2 protein-coding genes are annotated in these 2,757 nt (G+C 77.9%); both read left to right on the forward strand.

The window, feature by feature from the left end:
• On the forward strand, nt 1-1,637 hold a 1,637-nt coding region (locus PYV61_RS23650), incomplete at its 5' end, for a capsule assembly Wzi family protein (RefSeq protein WP_275836335.1).
• Nucleotides 1,634-2,563, forward strand: a complete 930-nt coding sequence (locus PYV61_RS23655; protein WP_275836336.1) for a class I SAM-dependent methyltransferase — start codon at nt 1,634-1,636, stop codon at nt 2,561-2,563. The genes PYV61_RS23650 and PYV61_RS23655, both read left to right, overlap by 4 nt.
• The last annotated feature ends 194 nt before the right edge of the window (nt 2,564-2,757 follow it).

The following is a 2,757-nucleotide window of genomic DNA, read 5'->3' on the forward strand; positions in this document are numbered from 1 at the left end:
GCGACCCGATCCACGCGTCTTCCCCCGGCGCCGCGGCGCTGCTGCTGGCGGGGCCGGTCGCCGTGTCGGCCCAGCCCCGCCCCGCCGCCGACAGCCCCCCGCGCCGCGTCACGCCGGCGGGCCCCGCGTGGATCGGGTCGCCCGCGGAGCTGCGCGCGCGCGACGCCCAGCTGCTGGAGGGGCGGAGCACCGCGGGCTTCCTGCTGCGCAGCAGCTCGACGGCGCTCCGGCCGCCATCGGCGTCCGGGCGGCTCGCCGTGCGCGTGCTGGCCCCGTCGGTCCGGGTCGCGCAGAACAGCGACATCCCGCTCTCGCTGAACGACGGGGCGATGTGGGCGGGGCGCGGCACCTCGCTGCTCGCGCGCGCGGGCGTCGAGGCGCGCCTCGGGCCGCTGCGCGCCGTGTTCGCGCCGGAAGTCGCGTACGCCGCGAACCGGCCCTTCGACTTCATCCCGGTGCGGCGCCCGGACCGGAGCCCGTTCGCCTCGCCGTGGCAGGTGGGCGCGAGCTCCATCGACCTCCCGTCGCGCTTCGGCGACCGCTCGTACGCGCGGGTGACGCCGGGGCAGTCGTCCGTCGCGGTGCGCGTCGGCGCGCTCGACGTCGGCGGGGCGACGGAGAACTCGGTCTGGGGGCCGGGGCGCTGGAGCGCGCTCACGCTCAGCGCGAACGCCGAGGGGTTCCCGCACGCGTTCGTGCGGACGGCGCGGCCCCTGCGCACTCGGCTCGGCGACGTCGAGGCGCGCTACCTGATCGGCGCGCTGACGCCCTCGGTGTTCTTCGACAGCGCGGTGACCCGGCAGTACCGGTCGTTCAGCGGCGCCGCGGTGACGCTGCGGCCGGCCGCGGCGCGCGGCCTGACCCTCGGCCTCACGCGCGCCGTGATCGCGACCGTCGGCGACCGCTCGAGCGAGGCGCTCGGGCACACGCTCGACGCGCTGTTCCGGTGGCAGGCGCCGCCCGACACCGCCGGCGGCCCGATGGCCGCCGACCAGCTCACGGGCGCCTTCGGCCGCTGGGTGTTCGCGGACGACCACGTCGAGGTGTACGGCGAGTGGGCGCGGCAGACCACCCCGCGCTCCGTCGGCGAGCTGCTGGCGGCGCCGCAGGAGGGCGCGGCGATCACGCTCGGCGCGCGCGCGCTGCGGCCGCTCGGCCGCCGCACGACCCCCGATCGCTACCTGCGCTTCGAGCTCGAGCTGACCAGCACCGAGCAGTCGATCGCCTTCCGCGACCGCCCGCTCCCCGCCCCCTTCTACGCCGGGCGCGCGACGCGCGAGGGATTCACGCAGCGCGGCCAGGCGCTCGGCGCCGCCGTCGGACCGGGCGCGTCGGCGCAGTGGCTCGCGACCGACTACGTCACGCGCGACGGCTCGTTCGGCCTCGGACTCGCGCGCGTGCGGTGGTTCAACGACGCGCTCTACCAGCAGGTCGCGCCCAACTTCTTCCGGCACGACGTGTCGACGCTGCTCACCGCGCGCGCCACGCGGCGCCTCCCGCTCGTGGACGTGCAGGGCGAGGCGACGTGGGAGCGCCGGTACAACTACCTGTTCCAGAACGGGATCGCGAACCCCGGCGGCCGGCGCACGGTCGATGTGGGGAACCTGACCTTCGTGCTCGGCGTGACCCCGCGGTGAGCGCGGCCTGCAAGATGTGCGGCGGCGCCCGGTGGGCGCGGACGTTCGCCGCGCGCGAGCGGCAGTTCGCGCTCCCCGGCGAGTTCACCTACGGCGAGTGCGCGGCGTGCGGCTCGCTGCAGCTGCTCGACGTGCCGGCGTCGCTCGGCGACTACTACCCGCCGGGCTACTACAGCTTCGAGGTGCCGGCGGGCGGCGGGCCGGTGGCGCGGCTCAAGCGGGCGAGCGCGCTGGCGGCCGTGACCGGACGCGGCGCCGTCGGGCGCGCGTTGGGGGTGCTGCAGCCGCCGCCGACGGCCGGGATGGCGCACTGGCTCGCCGCGGCGGGGGCGACGCCCGACACGCGCGTGCTGGACGTCGGGTGCGGCTCGGGCGCGCTGCTGCGCGCGATGGACGCCGTCGGCTACCGCGACCTCACGGGCGTCGACCCCTTCCTCGACCGCGACCGCACCGTCGGCCGGGTGCGGCTCCTGCGCGGCACCGTGGAGGCGATGGACGCGACGTTCGACCTCGTCATGATGCACCACGCGCTGGAGCACGTCCCCGAGCCGGCGGAGACGCTGCGCGCGCTCCGCGCCCGGCTCAGCGCGGGCGGGCACTGCCTCGTGCGCGTCCCCGTCGCGCCGTCCGAGGCGTTCCGCCGGTACGGCGACCGCTGGGTGCAACTCGACGCGCCGCGCCACCTCGTGATCCCGAACGCCGACGCGCTGGAGCGGCTGGCGGCGCGGCTCGGGCTGGCCCTGGTCGAGCGCCGCCACGACTCGACCGCGATCCAGTTCTGGGGGAGCGAGCTGTACGCGCGCGACGTCCCGCTCTCGCGGGCGGACGTGGGCTGGGTCGGCAAGCAGCGCGGCCGCCTGCGGGCCGCGCGCGCCAACCGGCGCGGCGAGGGCGACCAGGCGGCGTTCCTCTTCCGCGCCGTCTGAGCGGCCCGGGGTCGGCTCAGGCCGCGTCGGCGGCCGGCCCCCCGCGGGCGCGCAGCCGCCGCAGCCCGCCCGCGAGCATCGCGCGCTCGTCGGGCGCGATGAGGCGGGTGACGACGTACACCGCGTAGGCGGCCAGCACGAGCGCCGCGAACGCCGCGCGCGCGCCGGCGTGGATCCCCGGCGTCGGCGCGAGC

It is taken from the genome of Roseisolibacter sp. H3M3-2, from assembly GCF_029211165.1.
Lineage (GTDB): Bacteria > Gemmatimonadota > Gemmatimonadetes > Gemmatimonadales > Gemmatimonadaceae > Roseisolibacter.